This window comes from Natrinema sp. H-ect4 (assembly GCF_041894845.1).
Taxonomy (GTDB): domain Archaea; phylum Halobacteriota; class Halobacteria; order Halobacteriales; family Natrialbaceae; genus Natrinema.
This window is the reverse complement of record NZ_JBHDYC010000018.1, coordinates 14,258-35,087: the sequence shown is the minus strand read 5'-3', so window position 1 is coordinate 35,087 and position 20,830 is coordinate 14,258. Positions and strand designations below refer to the sequence as shown.

Annotated in this window: 19 protein-coding genes; 9 read left to right on the top strand and 10 right to left on the bottom strand. The window is 66.8% G+C overall.

Going from position 1 to position 20,830, the window contains the following annotated elements:
- Positions 1-99: 99 nt before the first annotated feature.
- Positions 100-1,536, top strand: coding sequence for an HPP family protein (locus ACEWFR_RS19345; protein ID WP_374062590.1), 1,437 nt, complete (start codon positions 100-102; stop codon positions 1,534-1,536).
- Between the two features lie 469 nt (positions 1,537-2,005).
- Here ACEWFR_RS19345 and ACEWFR_RS19340 read toward each other — a convergent pair whose 3' ends face one another.
- Positions 2,006-3,193, bottom strand: coding sequence for an NAD-binding protein (locus ACEWFR_RS19340; protein ID WP_374062589.1), 1,188 nt, complete (start codon positions 3,191-3,193; stop codon positions 2,006-2,008).
- 131 nt (positions 3,194-3,324) lie between these two features.
- On the opposite strand from ACEWFR_RS19340, the gene ACEWFR_RS19335 reads away from it, so the two are divergent.
- The 3 genes from ACEWFR_RS19335 to ACEWFR_RS19325 all read left to right on the top strand — a co-directional run bounded on the left by ACEWFR_RS19335 (position 3,325) and on the right by ACEWFR_RS19325 (position 6,263).
- Entirely contained in the window at positions 3,325-4,602 is a 1,278-nt protein-coding gene (locus ACEWFR_RS19335) for a potassium transporter TrkA (RefSeq protein WP_374062588.1), read from the top strand.
- Positions 4,603-4,693: 91 nt separating this feature from the next.
- Positions 4,694-5,950, top strand: coding sequence for a TrkA C-terminal domain-containing protein (locus tag ACEWFR_RS19330; protein WP_374062587.1), 1,257 nt, complete (start codon positions 4,694-4,696; stop codon positions 5,948-5,950).
- 31 nt (positions 5,951-5,981) lie between these two features.
- A complete protein-coding gene (locus tag ACEWFR_RS19325; RefSeq protein WP_374062586.1) occupies positions 5,982-6,263 on the top strand; it encodes a ubiquitin-like small modifier protein 1 in 282 nt (93 codons plus the stop codon).
- Positions 6,264-6,310: 47 nt separating this feature from the next.
- On the opposite strand, the gene ACEWFR_RS19320 is transcribed toward ACEWFR_RS19325, so the two are convergent.
- The 3 genes from ACEWFR_RS19320 to ACEWFR_RS19310 form a co-directional block, all read right to left on the bottom strand.
- Complete coding sequence (locus ACEWFR_RS19320; protein WP_374062585.1) at positions 6,311-7,273, bottom strand: N-acetyltransferase family protein; 963 nt, start codon at positions 7,271-7,273, stop codon at positions 6,311-6,313.
- Between the two features lie 158 nt (positions 7,274-7,431).
- Positions 7,432-9,639 (bottom strand): amino acid permease, encoded by a 2,208-nt coding sequence (locus ACEWFR_RS19315; protein WP_374062584.1) that lies wholly within the window; start codon positions 9,637-9,639, stop codon positions 7,432-7,434.
- A 316-nt stretch (positions 9,640-9,955) separates the two neighbouring features.
- Entirely contained in the window at positions 9,956-10,429 is a 474-nt protein-coding gene (locus ACEWFR_RS19310) for an Lrp/AsnC family transcriptional regulator (protein ID WP_098727281.1), read from the bottom strand.
- A 148-nt stretch (positions 10,430-10,577) separates the two neighbouring features.
- Between ACEWFR_RS19310 and ACEWFR_RS19305 the strand changes: the two genes are divergently transcribed.
- Positions 10,578-11,117 carry a hypothetical protein gene (locus ACEWFR_RS19305; protein WP_374062583.1) on the top strand — a complete coding sequence of 180 codons (540 nt, stop codon included), beginning with the start codon at positions 10,578-10,580 and terminating at the stop codon, positions 11,115-11,117.
- Between the two features lie 13 nt (positions 11,118-11,130).
- Here the strand turns inward: ACEWFR_RS19305 and nadC are convergent, their stop codons facing one another.
- From nadC to nadA, 3 genes are read right to left on the bottom strand one after another with little or no spacing between them, the layout of a single operon-like run.
- Positions 11,131-11,946: a carboxylating nicotinate-nucleotide diphosphorylase gene (gene nadC / locus ACEWFR_RS19300; protein WP_374062582.1), complete on the bottom strand. Its 816-nt coding sequence runs from the start codon at positions 11,944-11,946 to the stop codon at positions 11,131-11,133.
- Positions 11,947-11,953: 7 nt separating this feature from the next.
- Positions 11,954-13,492, bottom strand: a complete 1,539-nt coding sequence (locus tag ACEWFR_RS19295) for an L-aspartate oxidase (protein ID WP_374062581.1) — start codon at positions 13,490-13,492, stop codon at positions 11,954-11,956.
- A gap of 2 nt (positions 13,493-13,494) precedes the next feature.
- On the bottom strand, positions 13,495-14,628 hold the full coding sequence (gene nadA / locus ACEWFR_RS19290) for a quinolinate synthase NadA (RefSeq protein ID WP_374062580.1): 1,134 nt from the start codon (positions 14,626-14,628) through the stop codon (positions 13,495-13,497).
- Positions 14,629-14,833: 205 nt separating this feature from the next.
- On the opposite strand from nadA, the gene gfo6 reads away from it, so the two are divergent.
- Both gfo6 and ACEWFR_RS19280 read left to right on the top strand, forming a co-directional pair.
- Positions 14,834-15,904: a D-xylose 1-dehydrogenase Gfo6 gene (gene gfo6 / locus ACEWFR_RS19285; protein ID WP_374062579.1), complete on the top strand. Its 1,071-nt coding sequence runs from the start codon at positions 14,834-14,836 to the stop codon at positions 15,902-15,904.
- 99 nt (positions 15,905-16,003) lie between these two features.
- Positions 16,004-16,474 carry an MGMT family protein gene (locus ACEWFR_RS19280; RefSeq protein ID WP_098724523.1) on the top strand — a complete coding sequence of 157 codons (471 nt, stop codon included), beginning with the start codon at positions 16,004-16,006 and terminating at the stop codon, positions 16,472-16,474.
- A gap of 344 nt (positions 16,475-16,818) precedes the next feature.
- Here the strand turns inward: ACEWFR_RS19280 and ACEWFR_RS19275 are convergent, their stop codons facing one another.
- From ACEWFR_RS19275 to ACEWFR_RS19265, 3 genes are read right to left on the bottom strand one after another with little or no spacing between them, the layout of a single operon-like run.
- Complete coding sequence (locus ACEWFR_RS19275) at positions 16,819-17,409, bottom strand: CoA pyrophosphatase (protein WP_374062578.1); 591 nt, start codon at positions 17,407-17,409, stop codon at positions 16,819-16,821.
- On the bottom strand, positions 17,406-17,906 hold the full coding sequence (locus ACEWFR_RS19270) for a hypothetical protein (protein WP_374062577.1): 501 nt from the start codon (positions 17,904-17,906) through the stop codon (positions 17,406-17,408). Before ACEWFR_RS19270 ends, ACEWFR_RS19275 begins: the two co-directional genes overlap by 4 nt.
- Positions 17,907-17,932: 26 nt before the next feature.
- Positions 17,933-19,078, bottom strand: a complete 1,146-nt coding sequence (locus ACEWFR_RS19265; protein WP_374062576.1) for a glycosyl transferase family 2 — start codon at positions 19,076-19,078, stop codon at positions 17,933-17,935.
- 281 nt (positions 19,079-19,359) lie between these two features.
- Here ACEWFR_RS19265 and ACEWFR_RS19260 point away from each other — a divergent pair, with 281 nt between their 5' ends.
- Both ACEWFR_RS19260 and ACEWFR_RS19255 read left to right on the top strand, forming a co-directional pair.
- On the top strand, positions 19,360-19,530 hold the full coding sequence (locus ACEWFR_RS19260; protein ID WP_176548119.1) for an HVO_0758 family zinc finger protein: 171 nt from the start codon (positions 19,360-19,362) through the stop codon (positions 19,528-19,530).
- 237 nt (positions 19,531-19,767) lie between these two features.
- A complete protein-coding gene (locus ACEWFR_RS19255; protein ID WP_374062575.1) occupies positions 19,768-20,829 on the top strand; it encodes a carbohydrate kinase family protein in 1,062 nt (353 codons plus the stop codon).
- Position 20,830 lies beyond the last annotated feature (1 nt).

The following is a 20,830-nucleotide window of genomic DNA, read 5'->3' as shown; positions in this document are numbered from 1 at the left end:
TTCGGGATCCGTGTACCGATCACCGAGGAACCCTCGAACACGGTGTCACTCCCGAGCGAAGCCGAACAGTTTTGGTCGATCCGCGAGCAACGGATTCCTATGCTCGAGGGGGTGCGAGCGCGACTGCACGCGCTCGCGAGTCGATTGCGACGGCTGGAGCGACGCGAACTCGATTCCTTCGTCCGGTGGATCGAGCACACCGGGAACCTCCTCCACCTCTCGGTACTGGTGTTCGTCCCGCTGTTGATCGCGGCGGTGACGTGGCTGACGAACATGACGGCGGTGATCTCCTTCCTGCTGTTTCCGCCGCTGGCGTCCGGCACGTACACGCTCTTCGCCGATCCGGAGGGGAAGTACGCCACGCCGTGGAAGTTCGTCGGTGGGATGACCGTCGGGGCGCTCTGTGGCTGGCTCGCGATCGAACTCACGGCCGCGGCTGGACTGACCGGCGGCGGTGTCAGCGCGGCCGGTGCCGCCCTCGCCATCTTCTTCACCGGGCTCTGTACGTGGGGGCTCGACCTCGAGGAACCGACGGCGTTTTCGACCGCGCTGCTCGTGCTCGTGACCGGAAACGCGCAGTTCGCCTACGTGCTGGGCATCGTCGTCTCGAGTGCGTTCGTCGCGAGTGCGTTCGTCCTCTGGCGGAGTCACTTCTACGAGCAGCGTGCGCAGTACCTCTACGGGACGACCAGCGGCGACGATCACGTCCTCGTTCCGATGGCTGACGGCGGGGAGACGGTCGCCCGCTTCGCCGCGTCGATCGCCGGCGCACACGACGCGGGGAAGGTGGTCCTCTTCGACGTGGTCGACGAGGACGCCGAGCAGCGCGACGATCCCGTCGGCACCGAGGCCGCCGGGACCGACGGGAGCGAGGAACTGGCCCCGGCCGAACGCGCGGCCAGCGACGCCGGGCAGCGCCTCGAGTCGTTCGCGACCGAGCTCGCGGACGCGTACGACGTCCCCTGCGAGGTGGTCGTCGCGGCCGGGGGCGGGCAGTCCGCCGGGCTTACCCTGCAGACCGCCCGCCAGCAGAACTGCGATCTCATCGTCGCACCGTACGCCGAACGCGAGAGCGGGGGGCTCTCGTCGTTTCTCACGGGCCTGTTCGACAGCGAGATCGACGTGATCGCGTTCCGCTCGAACGGTACCCCGCGACGGCGGTGGGAGAACAGTCTGGTCGCGGTCCGCGGTGCCGGCGACACCGCTCGAGCGATGCTGGACTTCGCGATCCGGGTGACCGGGTCCGGCCGACCGATCAGCGTCTGCACCTGCATCGACCGCGAGTCGCGCCGCCGCGCGGCCGAGGGAACGCTCGCGGACCTCGTCGACGCGTTCTCGGGCCGCTTCGAGACCCACGTCGCCAACGCGTCGGTCGAGTCCTACCTGACCCGGGTCGCGCCCCGGTATGACGTCTGTTTCGTCGGCTCGAGCACCGACCGGTCGGCCGCCTCGCGGTTCGTCTCGCCGCCGACGTTTCGAAAACTCAGTGATCTCGAGGCGGACGTGGCGATCGTCCACCGCGGACGCCACCGCTAGCAGACGTTTGCGTCTGTACTACTGTATTCTGAAGGAATTGCATGAGTTGCGATAGAATTGCGTGAGACGAAGCGTCCTGCTATCGTGGCAGCAGGGAATCGCCACACCCTCCCCAGCCGATTTCTGCTCACGGGCGCTGCGGGACGGTTTCACCGTCCCGACAGTCGCGGCGCAACGCGCCGCGCACTGCCCGTTCGCATGGTTCGCGGAACCTCCGGTTCCGCGCTAACGCTCGGTCATGCTTCCCTCGCTCATCCACTGGAAGACGCGAGCGTCTTCCAAGCCGTCACTCACAAAGCTCGCGAAGACCTCGCACGATTTCGGGCCGCGGTTCATTGACATTCACCGCGGCACGGCGCGCGCCACCGCGTGTCGGTGCCTAGTCCGGAGTGACACGTCTCTCCCCTGTACTGAACGTCTCCCGTACGATTCACTCCGAAGGACCCTCGTTCGGCTCTCTTGTGGGTGCTCACTCCCGCTCGAGAATCCGGTCAATCAGTCCGCTCTCGTCGCTTCCCAGCGCCGAGCGCACCAGTAGGTGGCCGCCGAGTTGCGAGGGACTGATCACGGCGTCCGCGCCGGCGCGCTCGAGTTTCTTGACGTTCTCGCGGTCGGTCGCGGCGGCGACGATGCGGGTGTTCGGGGCAAGTTCGCGGGCGGTGAGGACGGTCAGCGCGTCCTCGGCGTCGTGGTTCGTGGCGACGAGGATCGCGGCCGCACGGTCGATCTTCGCACGCTGGAGCGGTTCCTCGTCGCTGGGGTCGCCGTTGACCACCGGAATGTTTCGGTCAGTGAGCGCCGTCGCGACCTCCCGGTCGCTGGTGACGACGACGAACTGCCGGCCGTTGTCCGCGAGTTCGTCGACGATCGGTTCCGTCAGTTCGCCGTAGCCGAGCACGAGGATGTGCTTGTCGAGTAGTTGGAGTTGTGATTCGGTCATTTTTCCAAGTGTCTTCGAGATGCGGTCCTGAATGAGCGGGCCGACCAGCGCCCCAATCGCGATACCGAAACTGGAGACGCCGAGGACGAGTACGGACATCGTAAACAGCATCCCCTGAACCGACTCCGGTTGCGGTGTCACGTCGCCGTAGCCGACCGTACTCGAGGTGATCAGCGTGAAGTAGAACGCGTCGAGGATGTTGCTGATACCGTCGAAGTGCTCCCGGAGTGCGTAGCCGCCGATGGTCCCGTACAGCTGAACGCCGACGAGCGCCGAGCCGGCCGCGATCTGCGTCGTCGAGAGCGAGAGCGGTTTGGTGAATCGCCTCCGAGTCAGCAGGAGGATCGGAATCGCGACCAGCGAGAGGACGATCAGCGGGAACGAGTACTTGCTCGACTGGAGCAGTCCCTGCGCCGCGGTCAGCGGCAGGAGAAACAGCGTCGCCCACCAGCCAGACCGGAGTCCGCGCCGGAGTGCGAGTGCGCTGCCGACCATCAGGAATCCGGTGAGTGCGCCAGTAAAGCCGGCAGCCGCCTGAACGGCGGCGGGGACGTACGTCTCGAGCGGCCCGCTCACGTCCGTGGTCCCGATGTTGACGACTGCGGTTGCGACAGAGAGCAGCGCGATCAGCAAGACGAGACCCACGGTTGCCCGCGTCGTGAAGACTCGCCGCCAGTTTTCGGGGAGTCGCGCTCGAGGCGACCAGCCGTCGACCATACACACCGGTCGGCGGTGGTGTTAGTTAAACGTCCCCGTCTCACGTCCGGCCAGGGCCGTGTACCGAACCCGAAACGGATACGGATGCTCCTGTCGGTGCAAATTTAACGATCCCGTCCCACTCCCCCACAATGCAATCGATTCCGAGCAATCTGCTGGTCGAAGTGCTGCTCGGTCTCTACCTCGGTCTCCTGACCGGCATCGTCCCCGCGTTCGTCGCCGGCTCGCTCGGCTTTCTCGTGCGGTATTTTACCGGTGTGACCCTGCCCGGGTTCGGTGTCGTCGTCCTCGCGCTCTCGATCGCCAGCGTGCAGGGCGGCCTGCTGGGACTCGTCGAACCGACTATCGCCCAGTCACCGCGGCTGCTGATAGCCGTGCTGGTCGTCCTCATGCTCGCGCTCTACGCCCACAACCAGGGCGACAAACTCGGCGCGGAACTCCCGCGCCGGCTCTCCTTTACCCGCCTTCGACAGCGAACACTCTCGGCCGATGTCGTCGAACTCGTCGGCTCGGTCGGTCAGGTGTCGGTCCGCCCCACCGGGGAGATCCGCGACATGGAAGGCTACCCACCGCTGTCGCCCGCCCTCCGACAGTCCCTCAAAGCCGGCTCGTGGAAACTCCCGGCCGATCTTCCCCTCTCGGAGCTCGAGGCCCGGATCGAGGAACGGCTGCGAACGGACCACGACCTCGCGGACGTCGACGTCACCATGGACGAACAGGCCCGGGCGACGATCGTCGCGGCACCGCCGTCCGGAAGCCTCTCGCGACGCGTGCCGGCGGGCCAACGCGCCGTCTCGATCGCGACGCTCGTCCCGACGGGGATCGCTCGAGGCGACGAAGTGACCGTTCGCGCCGGCGAGCGCTCGATCACCGGCACGGTACTGAGCGCTCGGTCCGAGATCGACGATGAACGCGCCGCGGGCGCCGCGCTCGATACCCCTCTCGATGAGGTGGCGACCGACGGCGGGGAAGACGCCGAGTCCGCGATAGCCGATCCGAAACCGAACGCGTCGGCCGCCGGCGGCCCGGGACGGGTGACCATCGCCGTTGCTCGACGGGACGTGAAACCAATTCTCGAGGTCGAGTCGCCCCGACTCGTCGTACGGTCGCGGGGAACGAGCCGCGAGTTCGAGGCGCTCGCGCTGGTCAAACGCGAGGGGTACGCCATCCGACGGTTCACGGTCGGTGCGACCGGCTCGGACGACGAGGCTACCGATTTCGACACGACCGCGTCAACGGCGGACGTGACGATTCTGGCGGTGCGACGACAGGGCAGCGAGACCGGCGGTCGTCGCCACGGCTGGGTCTTCGGCCCCGGCATCGAACGGCGACTCGAGGCCGGCGACGAGGCGTTCGTCGCGGGGCCGGACGACGCGACCGAGGCGTTCGTGGAGGCGATCGCCCGATGATTCGGCGTCCCGTTGGCCCGACCGAGCGCCCTCCCGCGACCGAGCGCCGTTTCCCGACCGACGGCGACGGTCATGACGGCGGTGACCGGTCGTGATTGATCCCGTCGTCGCCCAGGCGGTCCCCACCGAGACGCTCGTGGAAGCGCTCGTTCGCATCCTCGGCTTCGCCCTGCTCGCGGCCGGAGCGGGAGCCGGCGTGGCGTTTACCTACCGCTGGTACAGCGCCGACGAAATTCCCGAGGGCGTCGCGGTCCTCGTCGGCGTCGCGCTCGTCGCGCTCTGGCTGAACACCCAGACCGCGCTGTCCCAGGCGATCATCGGTAACACGGGGCTGCTCGAGCCCGGAACCGCGATCTACACCGTCGCCGCGTTCGTCGCCAGCGCGATCGCCGCCGACGCCGGGCGACGGCTGGGCGACTACCTCGCACGGGACGTGTTCATGGTCGCGACGCCGCGGACGATCACCGAAGTCACGCAGCTCGTTCGCTCGGCCGGTCGCGTCGTCACGGTCGAACTGCCCGAGGAGATCGGCGATATCGACGGCTACGACCCCGTCGAGGAGACGAGCAAGGACGAACTCGCGGGACAGACGCTCCTCTTTCCGCGCCGCCTCACCGTCGACCAGCTCCGCGAGCGGCTGATCGCCCGCCTCGAGCGCGACTTCGGGATCGGCCACGTCGACGTCGACCTCACCGCGGACGGGACGGTCGACTACCTCGCGGTCGGGAGCCGACCCGCGGGAATCGGCCCGACGCTCGCGCCGGGGACCGTCGCCGTCGCACTGGCCGGCGATCCCGCGGCCGACGCCAGCCCGGGCGACGCCGTCCGGATCTGGACCCGTGACGACGACGGCGGCGCCGCTCGGCGCGTCGCCGGCGGCGAGTTGCGCGCGACCGCCGACGACGTCGCGACCGTCGCTCTCGACGCCGAGGATGCCCCTGACCTCGAGCCCGATCGGTCCTATCGACTCGTGACCCTGCCGGGCAGCCCCGATGCCGAACGGGACCTCGTCTCCCTGCTCCGGGCGGCCGACGAGACGGTGACGACCGTCTCCGTCGGGTCGGACGACCCGCTCGCGGGCGTCCGGATCGGCTCGCTGCCAGTGCTGGTACTGGTGCTCGATCGCGAGACCGGGGACGAGGACGAGCACCTCCCGCTCCCGACCGGCGACGTTCGACTCGCGGCCGGGGACGTCGCCTACGTCCTCGGCCGTCCGGACGCGCTCCGGCGGGTGACCGAGCGAACGGTGGCTCCATCGACAGACCGAGACCGGGGGCACGAGGACGACGCAGCCCGGAGCCCGGACGCCGCGACCGAGCGGGCACAGGAACGGCCGTCAGAGCGGTAGCTACTTGCCGCCGGCACCGATAGCGCCACGTATGCCCACGGAGTGGAAACTGTTCGCTGATCTCGCCGAACGCGCGGGCGACAAACACGTGACCGTCGATACCGCGGCCGGCGACACCGTCGGGGACGCACTCGAGGCGCTGCTCGCGAAGGCGCCCGAACTCGAGAGCCGCGTGCTCGAGGACGGCGACCTGCGATCGCAGATCAACGTGCTTCGCAACGGTACGAACGTGCTGGTCGAAGAGGACGGGCTGGAGACGGTCCTCGAAGAGGGCGACGAACTGGCGCTGTTCCCGCCGGTCAGCGGCGGGTAGGTCGCTGGCGACGCCACAGCGGCGGCTACTCTCGGCAACTGCGCCGCTCAGTCGGTCGTCAGGTCGATCCCCAATACGAAGTCCGGTTCCTCGGAGATATCGACCCCCGTCGCGGCGGCGTCCGTGACGTACCGGGCAGTTTCGGGAATCAGAATGCGCGTCTCGTCGGCACCGCAGTCGGCGGCGTCGCGGGCGATCGCGGCGAACAGCGATCGCGCGGCGTCGATATTTTCCCACGCGCCGAGGCCGTATTCGGCCCACATCTCGGTAGTGGGGTCTACATCGCTCGAGTCGGCCGACCCGTCGCTCTCGACTGGGCGGTCGTACGTTCGCGATCGATAGGCCACTCCGGCGAGTGCGTTCTCGCCCTCGACCGCGAAAACGGCGGTCTCGTTGGCCAATCGCTCGAAATCATCGCGCGTGAGTTCTCGGACGGCCCACGACTCCCCCGGTGCGAGGCCGAGTCCCGTCAGGTGTTCGCGCGCATCGCTGTGGGTCCAGTAGCGCCAGGCCGCCGTCGGATCGTGCGAGACGCGAAACGGACCCTCGGCCGCCGGATTGGGCTCGGGATGCGCGAACCGAAACTCGGTGATCGGCTCGTACCCGCTGGCCCGCGCCGCGCCGAGCGAGACCGCGTTCCACGAGAAGACCATGACTCGCCCGACGGTCGCGCCCCGCTCGCGGGCCCACTCGAAAGTCGTCTCGTTCAGCCGGTGGCTCACGCCCCGCCGGCGATAGTCTGCCGCCACGCGCATTCCCTGAAACCAGGCCTCGTCGGGCGAGAGCATAACGGCCTGGACGATCCCCGCGGCCTCACCGTCGATTTCCGCGAGGAAGGTCTTCCTGTCGGTCTCGTCGTCGTCCTCGAGCCAGTCGTGATAGATCCGCGGGATATAGTCGCCGCCGCGTTCGGGCCAGATGTCGCTCGTGAAGTCGGCGACGGCCTCGTAATCGTCGTGGGTCGCGCGGCGGATCTCGACGGACGGATTGGCGTCTGAGTCGGGTGGCATCGTCGGTCGAACAGTCGCACCTCACGTTGTGGTGTCGGAAAGAACTTCGCAGCGTGAGCGGTGGCGCGCGCTGGAACACCGCGAGTCACTCGGGATCCGACGCTGCCGCTCCGAACGAGACCCGCGGCGGGGAAAATCGGAGCAGTGGAGCCGAGCCGTTAGAACACCATGCGCTCGACGAGTCGACGAACCGGGCCGGACGTGCCTCGCTTCGATTTCACCTGAACCGCCGTGCAGTCGACGCTGTCGATGATTCTGTCGGCCGGCCGGCCGAACAGGGACCCACGTATCCGTCCGCCGTCCGTCCCGATGACGAGGATGTCGCCCGCGTTCGTCACCGAAACGAAATCCCGTTCGGGGTCGTCGGTCTCGATGATCGAACGATTTACGGGAACCGAACACAGCGACTCGAGTTCCGCGAGGTACTCGTCTATCGTCTCGCGTTGCGTCTCGGTCGCCGCGTCATCGAGCGGGTACAGCAAGGTGATACTGCCCCCGGCCTCGGTCGCCAGCGCGTTCGCGACGGTAATCTTCTGCGGATCGAAGGGGCCGCGATCGGTGACGACCGTGACGGAGTCGATCCGTTCCAGGTCGCGGTCCTCGACGAGCAAGACGTCACACGGTGCCTTGCGGGTGATCCACTCGACGGTTGTCCCGAATATCGGCGCGTACAGCGGATCGTCGCTTCGCTCGAGCAAGAGGAAGTCCGCGTCCTCGTGGGCGGCGAAGTTAGCGATCGCCCGCTTCGTGTCGTGGCTGACGATCTCGCCGTAGGTGACCGGCACGTCGAACGCCTCGGTCAGCGGCTCCGTCCGCTCCTCGAACTCGACGTCCGCCGGTGACTGCGTTTCCGACGCCTGCTGGAGCGGCACCTGATCGGCCACCTCGTCGAACTGAACGACGGTGACGCTGCCGTCGTTCTCGCGGGCGACATCGGCGGCGATTCGAACCAACGTTTGCTCACGTTGCTCGCTCGTCTCCTCGGTAATCGCGACGAGTACCTCGTAGCCGTCGACCGTCTCGACGGTCGCTTTCGTCTGTTCGACAGCCTTGCGACCGACGCTCCGCCTGACGACGTCCGTGGCAGCGCCCTCGCGCTGGACGCGGCCGCGCGCGTAGTAGAGATACCACAGCACTGACGCCGCCGTGATGACGACGGCGCCGACGAGCGGTATCGTTCCCATGTAGCCGATGAGCAGGAAGCCGCCGGCGATGCCGACGAGCTGGGTCCACGGGTAGAGCGGCGACTCGAAACTCGGGTCGTACTCCCCGACGTCCCCCTCGCGAAAGGCGATGACCGCGCCGTTGACCAGTGCGAAGACGATGATCTGGAACGCGCTCGCCAGTTTCGCGATCTGGAGGATCGGGACGAACGCGATGAGTACCAACATAACGGCACCGGTGAGTGTGATCGCCCGCACGGGCGTTCCCCACTTGTCGTGGATCTCCGTCAGGGACGGCGGCGCGAGCTGGTCTCGAGCCATCGCAAAGGGATATCGGGACGACGACAGGATCCCGGCGTTAGCGGTACTGATCAGCGCGAGGACGGCCGCGATAATGATGGCGATCACGCCCAATCGGCCGAGCGTCGCCTCGGCCGCGTGGATCATCGGCACCGCGGAGTCGCTCAACAGATCGGGCGGCGTCACGCCGACCATGACGACGACGATGAGGACGTAGAGGAGCGTCGTGAAACAGAGCGATCCGAGGATACCGAGCGGGATGTTCCGATCCGGGTTCTCCACCTCTTCGGCCACGCTCGCGATCTTGGTCACGCCGGCGTACGAGACGAACACGAGGCCGGTCGCGGCGAGGAGACCGCCGGATCCCTCGTCGAAGAATCCGCCGTAGTAGGTGCTGTCCGTCGACGGGAGCCCCCCGACGACGAACCACACCATCGCCGCGAGCATCACCGCGACGATGGCGACCTGCAGGCGACCAGTCTGTTTCGCGCCGACGAGATTGACGAGGACGAGCACGACCGCCAGCGCGAGCGCGACCGGCTTCACCGGCAGGTCGAACAGATACAGCACGTACGGGACGCCACCGACCAGCGCCAGCGCGCCCTTGAACGACAGCGAAAACCAGGTTCCGACGCCGGCGATCGTTCCGAGTAGCGGTCCCATGCCGCGCTCGATGTAGATGTACGTGCCACCGGCCTCCGGCATCGCAGTCGCCATTTCGGCCTTGCTCAGGGCGGCCGGTAAGACGAGTACGCCCGCGAGTAAGTAGGCCAGAATAACCGCCGGGCCCGCCGTCTTCAGGGCGAGGCCGGGAAGGATGAAGATTCCACTGCCGACCATCGCGCCGATACTGATCGCGACGACCGCAAATAAGCCGAGGTCTCGTTCGAGTTCTTTTGGCATTGGATAGGAAGTCCGTCAGTCGTTCGGCGACCGCGTCGGTACGGGGCTCGAGGCCCGTGTGCTGCCGACCAACAGGAGATGGGGGGATGGGGGTGTGCTCTGACGCATATTTGGTTCTGTATCGGTGTGTGACCTCCGGATCCGCATAAAAGCGCCGATAAATTCGGGATTCGGCAATCAGTACCACGTCGTGTTGCGGACCCGTCCGGAGAGAAGGTGTACAAGCGAGCAAGAGAGCGGAAGGGCAGGACGACGCGAACCCGTTGCTCGTCGTCTGGACGACCGCGCTCAAACTGACGACTGACAAGCGGGACCGCTACGACAACTCATCCACGTCGAACCCGTGGAAGGCGCGCTCGTACTCGTTCCGGATGAGGTCCTCGTCGACGACCTCGAGGCCGAGTTCGTCGAGGTCTCGGCCGATCCGACTGAGGTCGTCGCTGTCCGACCCGATCGCTTCGACGTGGACGTTCTCGGTGCCGGTCATAACCTCCCTGACGGCGACGACGCCGGGCACTTCCAGGGCCTTCTGCGCGAGTGCCTCTCGGTCGGGGATCGGCGCGGTACAGACGATGAGCGTCTGCAGCTGATAGCTGGCCGCCTCGTAGTTCACCTCCGGTCGGTAGCCGGTGAGGATGCCACTCTCCTCGAGGTTCCGTATCCGGTTGCGGACCGTGCTGGCCGAGACGCCCGCTTTGTCCGCGATCTCGCTCGCCGACGTCTTGCGCGCGTCCTCCTGCAGACAGTAGATGATGGTCCTGTCGAGATCGTCGAGTGGCTCCTCGCTCATACCCAGGGGTAATCGCGCGATCAAAAATAATTTTTCCTGTGAATTCTGCGCTGCGCCGCCCCGACGCGAGCCCGCGTCAGGTAACGTTTTTCCCCTCGCGGTCGTCGGAGTCGAACATGACGAACCGACCGCGACCGGAGGGAAGCAGATGACGGGGGACGATTCGGAACCATCGACCCGTTCGACGGCCACCAACGGGTCGAATTCGGCAGATCCCCTGTGGAACGACCTGCTCGAGGACGCGCGAGCTATCGCCGAGGAGTACCGCGAGGACGGCTGGGACGCTATTGTCCTCGAGCCGGTCGGGACATTCCCGGTCGAGGAGGCCGAGCGAACCGGGCTCGACGTCGACGTCACCGCCGAGGAGTACGAACTCGTCGCGGAACTCATCGAGGACGGGGACGTCACGATTTCCGCGGCCGACGTCTATTACCGACCGCTGGCGGCGGAAAGCGACCGGCGAGTCGCACTCGCCGTCGAGCGCGACGAGGAGAGCGAGACGGCCATCTTCGTCCCCCTCTCCTACGACATCGAAGACTGCAGATCGGTCTTCGAGACGGCGCTCGTCGAGGAGCAGTTACTGATTCACGTGACGGCGGACCCCGAGGTCGGGTGGGTAAGTTTCTCCCACGACGATCCGTCCCTGTTCCTCGAGGAGGTGGACGTTCGACAGTGGAGCGCGGAGTGATCGGCGGCGGGAGCTACCCTCTCGTTCGGAACGACAGGTCCAGCGACGACGCCGAGTGGGTAAGCGATCCCATCGAGATCACGTCGACGCCCGTCGCGGCGTAATCGGGCACGTCTGCGAGGGTGATCCCGCCGCTGGCCTCGGCGAGCACGCCCTCGTGATCGGCGAGCGTCTCGACGGCCGTCCGCGTCTCCGCCGGCGTCATGTTATCGAGTAAGACGATGTCTGCCCCCGCGTCGGCCGCACGGGGCGCGTCGTCGACGGTCTCGACCTCGACGTCGATCTTCGTCGCGAACGAGGTCCGTGCCTGAAAGTGCGCCACCGCCTCCTCGAGCCCCATCTCGGCGATGTGGTTGTCCTTGACCATCACCATGTGCGAGAGGTCGAGGCGGTGGGTGTCGCCGCCGCCCGCGACGACGGCGCGTTTCTCGAGGCCGCGCAGGCCGGGCGTCGTCTTGCGGGTCGCGGCGATCGCCACCGCTTCGGCCTCGGTTCGAGCGCGTTCGACCGCCTCGCGCGTCCGCGTCGCGATTCCCGACGCGTGGCCCGCGAGATTGACGGCGACCCGCTCGCCGCGGAGCACCTCGCGTGCGGCCCCCTCGACTTGGAGCAGTTCGTCGCCGGATTCGACCTCGGTTCCGTCCTCGAGCCGATCGGTCACTGCCACGTCGAGGTAGTCGAAGACGGCCGCTGCTGCCTCGAGGCCGGCGGCGACGCCGGACTCTTTCGCGACGAGACGACCGGTCGTCTCGCCGGGGACCTGATTCGTCACGTCGTGGTGGCCGACGTCCTCGCGCAGCCAGCGTTCGATTTGTGCGTCGGTGATCATGAGTCTCTCAGTCGTCCACCGGCGGTTCGGCTGTTGACTCGTCGGGGTCGGTCGCGACGTAGTGACAGCCCGTCGATTCCGTATTTTCGCCAGCCGCCCGCGCGATCAACAGCGCGGTGATACTGGCATTCCGGAGTTCGTAGAGGTCCCGCGCCGTTCGGGTCCGGATGTAGGCGTCGACCTCTCCTTTGAGCCGCCGGAGGACGGCGCTCGCGCGGGCGATCTCTTCGGGATCGCGCTCGAGGCCAAGATACTCGTCCATCGTCTGCGTAAGCCGCGTGAACTTCTCGGCAGCGAAGCGCTCGGGGAGGTCGGGATCCCGGTTCCGGAGTTCGGGCGCTTCGACCGGCTCCGGATCGAATCCGGTCGCATCTTCGCCGGCCCGCAGGCCCCAGACCAGCCCCTCGAGCAAGCTGGTACTCGCCAGCCGGTTCGCGCCGTGGACGCCGGTGCGAGCGCACTCGCCGACGGCGTAGAGCCGATCGAGCGAGGTTCGGCCCTCCTTGTCGACATTGACGCCGCCACACAGGAAGTGTTCGCACGGAGCGATGGGAATTTCCTCGCCCTCGATGCCGCGGTCGCGACACTTTGCCGCGATACCGGGGTAGTCGGCTTCGAACTCGAGCGGCCCCACGTCGAGGACGACCTCGCCAGTTTCCGCGCGTTCGGTCTCGACGGCGCGGGCGACGACGTCCCGCGGCGCGAGGTCGCCCTGCGGATGGTACTCGTCCATGAACCGTTCGCCGTCGCCGTTTCGCAACACCGCGCCCTCGCCCCGCAGCGCTTCGGAGAGCAAGAACGGATCCTCGCCTGCATAGGCCGTCGGATGGAACTGCACGTACTCCATGTCCTCGACGTCAGCGCCGGCGAGCGCGGCCATCGCGATGCCGTCGCCAGTCGCGTCGTCGGGGTTGGTCGACCGACCGTAGAGCGCGCCGATGCCACCGGTCGCGAGGACGGTCGCACCCGCGTAGATCGGGTGCCCGTCGGATTCCGCGTCACTGACGACGCCGTGGACGCGCCCCTCGGCGGTGATCAACTCGAGCGCGGCGGTGTCCTGGCGCACCTCGATTCGCTCGTGGTCGTCGAGATGGTTCAGGAACGGCCGCAGGATGTGCGTGCCCGTCGCGGCGTCGACGTGGAGGATGCGGTAGTCGGAGTGGGCGGCCTCGCGCGTGTAGTCGAACGACCCGTCGTCGCTCTCGTCGAACCCCACCTCGAGGGTGTCGACGAGCACGTCCTCGACGGCGTCGTCGGCGGCTTCGACGAGTACATCGACGGCGTCGGGATCGGCGGTGCCGTCGCTGGCGTCGATGATGTCCCGTTTGAGGCTCTCGGGATCCCCTCGAGTCGTCGAGATACCGCCCTGTGCCCAGTCGGTACTGGCGCCGTCGGGTTTCGTCGCTTTCGTCAGGAGAAGGACCTCCGCGCCCTCGCGTGCGGCCGCGAGTGCGGCCGAACAACCAGCGATGCCGCTGCCGACGACGAGCACGTCCGCGGTCTCGCCGTCGGTCGTCGTCTCCGTCCCGGTGTTCGTCTCGGTCATGATCAGATCTCGAGCATCCGATCGAGCGCGACGCCCGCGAGTTCCTTCTCCTCGGGCGCGACCTCGATCACGTTGTGTTCGCGACCCTCGACGAGTTCCTCGAGCACCCACGCGAGGTAGTTGGGGTCGATCTGGCGCATGGCGTTGCAGTCCATGCAGGCGTCGCCACAGAGCGGGAGGACGTTCACCTCGGGGTGCCAGCGCTGGAGGTGATTCGTGAGGTGGATTTCGGTGCCGATGGCCCACGTGTCGCCGGGATCGGCGTTCGCGACGGTCTCGCAGATCGTCGCCGTCGAGCCGGCCACGTCCGCGGCTTCGACGACCTCGCGGCGACACTCGGGGTGAACGATGACCTTCGCACCGGGATTTTCCTCGCGGACCTGTTCGATATGGTCCTCGCGGAACCGCTCGTGGACCTGGCAGTAGCCGTCCCAGAGGATGATATCGCTCTCCGCGACTTCCTCGGCATCTTTCCCTTCGGGATCCCACGGGTCCCACTCGGCGATTTCGTCTTCCATGCCGAGCCGGTGGGCGGTGTTCTCTCCGAGGTGCTTGTCGGGGAGGAACAGCACCTTGTCGCCCCGTTCGAAGGCGTATTCGAACGCCTCGTGTGCGTTCGATGAGGTGCAGACGAGCCCGCCATGACTCGCACAGAAGGCCTTCAGATCCGCGTAGGAGTTCATGTACGTGATCGGGATGATGTTTGCGTCGGGCGCGGCGGCCGTGATCTCGGCCCACGCGCTGTCGACCTGCAGGGCCTCGGCCATCCCTGCCATCGGACACGACGCCTCCATGCTCGGAAGGATCACCGACTGGTCGTCGTCCGTGATGATGTCCGCGCTCTCGGCCATGAACGTCACGCCGCCGAAGATCACGTACTCGGCGTCAGCGTTCGCCGCCTCCTTCGAGAGCTGGTAGGAGTCCCCGATGAAGTCCGCGTGCTCGACGATCTCGCGTCGCTGGTAGTTGTGCCCAAGGATCACCACGTCGTCGCCGAGTTCTTCGAGCGCCGCCTCGATGCGGTCCGTTCGTTCCGATTCCTCGAGATCCCGGTACTGGGGTGGCAACTGCTCGAGGTTGTCGTATTTGAACAGACTCAGGTCGGTCTCCAGCTCCGCCGTTTCCATTTTAGTCATCTTCCGTCACCTGTGAGTGATTACAACTCAGTGGGCGCTATTGAATAACTTTTTCCTTCGATACAACCTACTGACGGAATACCACCGACGGGTACGGCGATAGAAATCCATTCGTCGGTTGTTCGTCGCCATTGACCGATCGGAAGCGGTGACTGTCGGCAGTTCGGTCACTGAGGTCCTTTTCGGCGGCGTGCGTACGTCATGTATGGCACTCGAGGACGCGTTCGCGAACTTCACGCGACGGGACTGGGAATGCGAATCAACGGCGGGAACGGTTCGCCTCGCCGTCATCGGGGTCGGCGGCTTCGCACGACAGCGGGCGCTTCCGGGGATCGCCGACAGCAATCGCTGCGAAACGACGGTGCTGGTGGCCAGGCCGCCCGAACGCGTGACCGACATCGCAGAGACGTACGGCGTCGACCATATCGTCGACTACGACGACTTCCTCGCGGGCGAGTGCGTCGACGCCTACGACGCGATCTACGTCGCGGCACCGAACGACGTCCACGGAGAGTATGCGACTACAGCCGCTGAGTTCGGAAAACACGTCCTCTGTGAGAAACCCCTCGAGATCACCGTCGACCGCGCCCAAGCGGTCGTCGACGCCTGCAACGACGCCGGCGTCACGCTGATGACGGCCTACCGACTCCAGACCGAGCCGACCGTTCGTCGCACCCGGGAACTCGTCCGCGAAGGCGTCATCGGCGATGTCGTGCAAGTTCACGGCGGCTTCTCGCATCCGCTGTTGGCCACCGTGGACCCCGATACGTGGCGGCTCGATCCCGAGGTCGCCGGCGGCGGCGCGCTGGTCGATCTCGGTATCTACTCGCTCAATACGATCCGATTCATCCTCGAATCCGAACTCAACAGCGTCTACGCAACGACCCGCTCGGAGGGCGGCCCCTTCGCGGACGTCGACGAACACGTCGCGTTTCAACTCGAGTACGAATCCGGCGCGACGGCCTCGTGTACGGCGAGTTTCGACGCTCACGCCCGGAGTGCCCTCGAACTGGTCGGCACCGGGGGGATGATCGACATCGAGTCGCCGTTCGGCGGCCGCGTCCTCCAGGAGATGGTCATCGAGAGCGGCGATATGCGCATGGAGTACACCGGTCCGTCGGTCGACGAGGTCCGCGAGGAGTTCGACTACTTCGGCTACTGCGTGCTCACCGGGACCGATCCCGAACCCGACGGCGAAGACGGACTTGCCGATCTTCGCGCCATCGAGGCCGCCTACGAGTCGGCCGAGACGGGCCGTCGAGTGAGCCTTGCGTGAGCGACCCCGTCGGCCGCTGGCCGAGACGGTTCCGATACCGGCCGCGGCCGAAACGCGAGGACCGGCGGCTATTCATGTCCGGATCGCTTACCGGCGGGTATGGAGGACGTTACGGACGCTGGAATCTACGCGCGGGAATCGCCGTACCTCGATCGGTACGTCCAGATTGGAGCCGCCAGCGGGCGAGTCCTGAGCGTCTCGTTCCCGGAGATTCCCGACGACGGTGCCGAGGACGACCACGCCGTTCTCGATCGGATCTTCGAGTACCTCGACGGCCTCGAGCCAATCACCTTCGACGACGTGCAGGTCGCGATGACCATGCCGACCGATCAGCGGGCGGTCCTCGAGGGAGTTCAGGAGATCCCCTACGGCGATCAGGTCACCGTCGAGACGCTCGCGCGGATGACATCGGGCCTCGATCACGAGAACGACGACGACATTATTCTCGTCCGAACTGCCCTCGACGAGAATCCTGCCCCGCTCCTCATTCCGGATCATCGTGTGCGCGACGGTCCCAGCGCCGCCCCGCCGGATATCGAACAGAAGCTTCGGTCGCTCGAGGGGCTGTAAGCAGCCGGCTGCCGTACTCTGTTCTTCGATACCTTCGTACTCATTATCGGTACCCATTGACAGATTGCCTGCGGGCAGAACGAAGCTATGTCTCGATCACATATCGAATAGTACAGCGATGGATCGGACGGAAACAGGACTCGAAGCCTTTCGAAATCGTGAGGCGATGTTACGAAAAGCAGCAGAAATCGCTGATATACCGTCTGTCGAGATGCTTTCGCTCGCCGCCGATGACGCTATCGATACGGGATACACGATTGCGGACCTCGAACGTGATCTCGAGCGGATCTGATTGTTGCTGATACACTCCGCCTCTAGTAAGAACAGTAGACAATGTATTTCTATTAGAAATCAGACCGATCGACTTTCTCGGGCGCTTCGAACGCCGTCGCCAACTCGAGCAACTGCACCAGAATCCGGCCCGTCGCACCCCAGACGGTGTAGCCGTTCACGTGGAAGTAGTGAATCACTATCTCGCCGTAGTAGGGGTGGCTCCGGCGCTCGTACTCGTAGTTGTCCGGATCGAGCAGCCCCGAGAGGGGGAGGACGACGATTTCGGCGACCTCACTCTCTTCGCGGACGTACTCCCGATCGGGCACGTGCGCGACGAAGGGCGTCACGGCGTACTCGGTGACCGTCCGGATGTCGTCGAGCTGGCCGACGACCTCGGCTTCGCTGCGCTCGAGGCCGATCTCCTCGTTGGCCTCTCTGAGCGCCGTCTCGAGAATCGTCTCGTCGATCGACTCGGCCCCGCCGCCGGGAAAACTCATCTGTCCGGGGTGTTCGCCGAGGTGGTCGGCCCGGCGGGTGAAGAGCAGGTGGTCCTCGCCGTCGCGGTCGACGATTGGCGCGAGGACGGCTGCGTCGTACTCCTGATCGGTGATCTCGGTGGGCTCGTACGCCGCGATCGGATCGAGGGTCAGTCTCGTCGTCATTCCTCGAGGGTGTCCTCCAGTCGCGTCCGTTCGTCCGCGAGATCGACGGGGGCCCACGCCTCGATGTCGTAGCTGACGTCGAGCAGGGTTCGGAGTCGCGCTGCGTCCCCCTCGGTGACGGCCTCGTCGGCGGCCGCAACGAAGCGCTCCCGGGCCGCTTCACCCAGCGGCTCGCGAGCGGGCCGACGCCGCTCGACGTCGAGAATGTGTGGGAGATCTTCCGCGTGCTCCGGCACCGTCGGAAACGCCGTCGGACCGGGAACCAATAGCGCTTCGTCGTCCGCGGTCGTCGACGTCTCGTCCCGACCGGCGAGCTCGTACCGAACGAGCGCGAACGACTCGAGCGCCTCGTCGATCGCCGTCTCGAGGGCCCCATCGTCGACGGACTGCCCGTCGGCGCGGTAGGCCGCTTCGGCGAGCGCCCGCGCCAGTTCCTCGCGGGTCAGCCCGCCAAAGAGATCGACCACGCCGGCCAGTTCGTCGGCGGTCGCATCCATACACGATCCAACGGCCGGTGAGTGGATTAGTCTTGCGAGCGCGAGCCGATGCGCCGATCCCGCCACGGCCGGGCCGTCGCGAGCACGTCGGACGGCGCGAACGGGGCCTCGGTCCACCGCGGCAGGCGCGCGTCCGATTCCGGTGGTGCGATCGATCCAGCGTAGCGTGCCAGCTGGTCTCGTTCGTCCGCGGGATCGTACTCGAGGCCGTTGAACGCCGCGTCGGCGCGATAGCCCTCGATCAGCTCGCCGCCGACGGCGCGATACCGCTCCGGCAGCGTCTCGTAGTCTGGGTCAACCCCGTGTTCCTCGAGCACCCGCAAGAGCGCGGCGGCGACTTCGCGGCTCATTCCCTCGAGACCGGCGTCGCCGGCGACCGCGCGGTGGTCGTGCTCGTGGCGGCCGAGGTCGACCTGGGCGGTCCCGCCGAAGCCGGCGATCTCGTAGGCGTCGCCGAGCGTGCCGACCTCGAGGCCCCACGCGCGCGGTGGGCGGAGCCGTCGGGCGAGCTCGTCGGTCGCGGCGAACTCGCCGGCCAGCGCGTACCGGAACGCGCCGAGGTAGTCGACGATCGGCGCGTCGTGGGCGTCCGCGAGCGTTCGAACGAGCGGTTCGTAAAACAGGCGGAAGAGCCGACCGTAGAGCCGGTCGCGTTCGACGCGAGCGTAGTACCCCTTCGAAAACTCATAGTCCATCGTCAGCGGCGCGAGCAGCCGGCGGACGTGCTCGGCCTCGTAACTTCGAGCGTCGGCGTCGTGGACGACGACGGTGTCGCCTTCATTGGCGGCGGGTCCAAGTGCGAGCCAGACATCACGGCCCTTTCCGAAGTCGCCCGCCAGTCCCGCCTCGGCGAGCAGTGCGTCGACGCCGGGCGAGTTGCACCAGAGGACGCGCGTCGGCAGCGCGAAGGAATCGAGCCACTCGCGGAACGCCCCGATCTCGTCGTCGTCGGCGCGGACGGGAACGAAGACCGCCGCTGGCGCCGGCTCGAGGCGCTCGAGTTCGCCGAGGACGCGTTCGGCGGCGGGGCTCTCGTACTCGCGGGCGGTCATCGGGACGACGATGGCCGTCTCGCCGACCGCGGTCGCGGCGTCGCGGGCGAGGGCATCACTCATCCCGTCGCCCTCGCCGAACTCGTGGAGCGTCGCGATCCGCTCCTGGACGTACTCCATCGGTGAGTTGTTCGGGCGAGCCGGTAAAACGGCCACGACTCCGGCCAGATATACTGTCGGCTGTCAGCAGACATATCAGCCCGGTGAGTATACGAAGGGGCACCGCCGAATCGGTACCCGGGAACGATCATGGGAGAGACGCGATTACGGACGGGGCCGAGAGCGGTCTCGAGGGCGGCCGAAACGCTCTCGCTGACGGCCGTCTGCTTCGGGAACGAGGACCGACTCGGGGTCCGAAAGAGCACCGGTCTTTTTCTTCCCCTCCTGCTTACAGGCCGAATATGAAATCAGTCCGGAAGGCTCTCCGCGAAGACGAACTCGAGAAGGACACCTACGATCGGCTCGTCTGCGCCGAGTGCGAGAAGCCGCTGAAGACCGAAAACGACCCGGACGAGATCAAGACGGTCCGGATCTGCCCCGACTGCGAGGCGGAGTGGAAGGAGATTCGATAGGGACCGGCAGCCGACCCGTCCACTCGGATCGCGGCGCGCCACCCCAGCGAGTGGCCACCAACGGTTGCAGTGGTATCGTCGACTCGAGACCAGTTTGCGGGCGGTCGACAGACCGGCCGGTCGACACGCCAGGCGTACCGACGTGCCGGCCGTACCGATGTGTCGGCCGTACCGACGTGCCGGCCGTACCGACGTGCCGGCCGTACCGTTTTGCCCCCGAGCGACACAGTTTCGACCGTGAGCTACGACGAGCTTTGCGATCGGCTCGATCGCCTCGAAACTGGCGACACCTGCCGTATCGTCGCGCTCCCCGACGGTAGCGTCGACCGCTGGTACGCGATCGCAGGGGCGGGCGGCGATCGCCTCGAGGAGATCGACGCGTTTACCGACCAACTCGCCTCGGGGACTCGCTCGTTCGCGCTCGAGCCGATCGACGTCCGGCCCGGCGGGCAGGCGGTCAACGCGGCGACGCAGGTTCACGCGCTCGGCGAGACGGCGACGCTCGTCGGTCACCTCGACCATCCGGTACTCGCAGACCTCCCCTTCGAAACGCGCTCGATGGGGACGCCGGCCACGGTTCGCGTGGTCGACGTCGGCCCCGACGAAATCCAGTTTTCGGAGCCGGGGCCGACCGAGAACTGGCGACTCGAGGATCTCCTCGCGGTCATCGACTGGGATCGAATCGTCGGCGCGGACGCGCTCTGTTGCACGAACTGGATCTCCGTGCGGGGACTGACATCGGTCTTCGATCGGCTGGCGACGGCCTCCCCCGATACGCGGCTCCCGATTGTGGTCGACCCTGGTCCGATCGACACCGTCGATCCGGCGGCGCTCGAGGGGCTGTTCAACGCCCTCTCGCGAGCTGACTCGGCCGCCGCGTCACTCGAGGTAGTTCTGAGCGTCAACCCGACGGAACTCGCGGCCGCCGTGAGGACCGCCGACGCGTCGGCTCGCACTCGCGGCGCTGACGAGACGAGCGACGCGCGGATCCGAAGTCGGACCGCGGCGCTGCGCTCGGCGATCGACATCACCGCGGTCGTCTCTCATGGGTCGGACGCGGCCGTCGGGACGACACGCGACGATGCTGCCGCCGTCGAGATGGTCGACCTCGGCGACCCGCGGCGAACGACCGGCGCTGGCGACCGGTTTTCGGCCGGTCTGGCCTGCGCACTGGCCCGCGAATGGCCCCTCGAGACGGCCTTGGCACTGGGAAACGCGTGTGCGGCACACTTCGTCGCGACCGGTGAGACCGCCGATCCGGGAGCGCTGCGTTCGGTGTGCGAACGCGCCGACCGCTGAC